Annotated in this window: 2 protein-coding genes; both read right to left on the bottom strand. The window is 48.3% G+C overall.

What is annotated here, in order from left to right:
• Positions 1–73: 73 nt before the first annotated feature.
• Complete coding sequence (locus tag Q0294_RS07010; RefSeq protein WP_299462452.1) at positions 74–991, bottom strand: hypothetical protein; 918 nt, start codon at positions 989–991, stop codon at positions 74–76.
• The coding region (locus Q0294_RS07005) for a stage II sporulation protein M (RefSeq protein WP_299462448.1) at positions 988–1,664 on the bottom strand (677 nt) is incomplete at its 5' end. The genes Q0294_RS07005 and Q0294_RS07010, both read right to left, overlap by 4 nt.

The following is a 1,664-nucleotide window of genomic DNA, read 5'->3' as shown; positions in this document are numbered from 1 at the left end:
ACCAGAGACAGGCTGGCTGTCACAGCAAATGCGAATATTGCGATGCATCCGGTAGAGCGTCGGGAGTAACCCATCATGAGGAAGCCTCCCTTGTATTCAGTTTTTGTGAAACCTCAGCCATCCGTAATTCCATATCCCAGCAGTCAAGACGGACGCGCAGATCAATATAAGTAAAGAACCAGGCGATTCGACCAATGGGATAGACCAGCAGGATGAAGCCCGTCAACACGGTTAAGACACGCGGGTCGGATGTCATCAGTAGAAAGATATTGGACACGGACTGGTCGATTGCTTCAGGGTCCATCAGATAAGGAATCTGACCAATCAAGATCGGAAACTCCAGTAATTTATAGGAAAGATAATCGAAGGTAATAAACAATACTAACGTCAGGATATAGCAGAACATGAATGTCCAGAGACCACGAAAAAATAGTGCGCTGAAATCATGAGAAACGAGGTCTTTCGTGCGATGATCGTGAGAGGTACCTTCCTGTGAAGCGATGTCGGCATAAATGAGTGAGAACTGCTCTGCTCGAAAGCCGTTCCGCAAAGCTAACCAGATTCCCGGGAAAAAGAGATAGATGAAACCCAGCAGGATGAAGATGTCTCCGGAGAACAGAATTAAAGCAGGTCCGATAAATAACAGCGCCCGATCGAACAGACACCGTATCATCAACGGGATCAGTTGTGGAATAAATTGCCGCTGTAAACTTCGGAACCCCTGCGTATTTCCAAAAGTAAATAATGCCGAATTCCAGGTGAGCAGCACTCCCAGCGGTGAAGTCGTAAAATAGGCGATTGTGATCGCCGTTCTGATATCCACCAGAAAATAGTAACTGAGCAGATAAACCAGAGTGCAGGCCGGAATGGCAAACAGAGCCCACAGTTTGAGAATGGGAATCAGAAAGCGACCATAAAACATGACCGCCAGATCCAGGCAATTAGCTGACTTCCGGGGAACGAAGGCAATATTCACATGGTCGAATCTCATAGTCGCCGTTTCCCAGTCAAATTTGTTTCCGAAGATTTACTTCGTTCACTGCTGCTGGCTGTTAATGGCTTCGCATCAGATTGCAGTCCTGCGAATCCCAGATATACGAAAACAATCAACCAGAGACCGCTGCCGACTATGTATTTCACGAGATTCGGAATTTCAGACGGGGACCAGAACGCTTCGATGAATGCCGCCACCACCAGCATGACGGCAGCACCTCCGGCGATCTGGACGGCTTCAAGCCCACGTACCTGCAGCGATTGGAAACGGGTTCTCTGACCGGGGTGAATGAGGGCGTTTCCCAGCATCAGGCCGGCTCCTCCCGAAATGGCAATGGCCGTCAACTCAAACGAACCATGTGAGATGACAAAACTCAAAAATCGATCTCCATGTCCCTGGCTGACAATATAACCGGAAACCGCTCCCAGAAAAATTCCATTGAATAACAGAGTGTAAACCGTCCCGATTCCCAGCAGAATTCCCAAGGCAAAGCATTTTAAAGCGATTCCTACATTATGATTGATATAAAAGCCCGCCATCGTCGCCCGCTCATCACCAAAGTTTCCAAAGCCGGAATCCTCCGGCGAGTCCGAATCTGGATTCTCTTCAGTGTCTTCCATTTCTGTATTGAGCGGGCTCTCTTCTCCATACATCTGATCAAAGCTGGCCA

Source organism: uncultured Gimesia sp. (assembly GCF_937919775.1).
Lineage (GTDB): Bacteria > Planctomycetota > Planctomycetia > Planctomycetales > Planctomycetaceae > Gimesia.
This window is presented reverse-complemented; position numbering and strand designations above follow the sequence as displayed.

Excerpts from the sequence above, each read along its gene's own strand:
- Q0294_RS07010 (WP_299462452.1), bottom strand. The coding sequence starts at position 991 with ATGAGATTCGACCATGTGAATATTGCCTTCGTTCCCCGGAAGTCAGCT.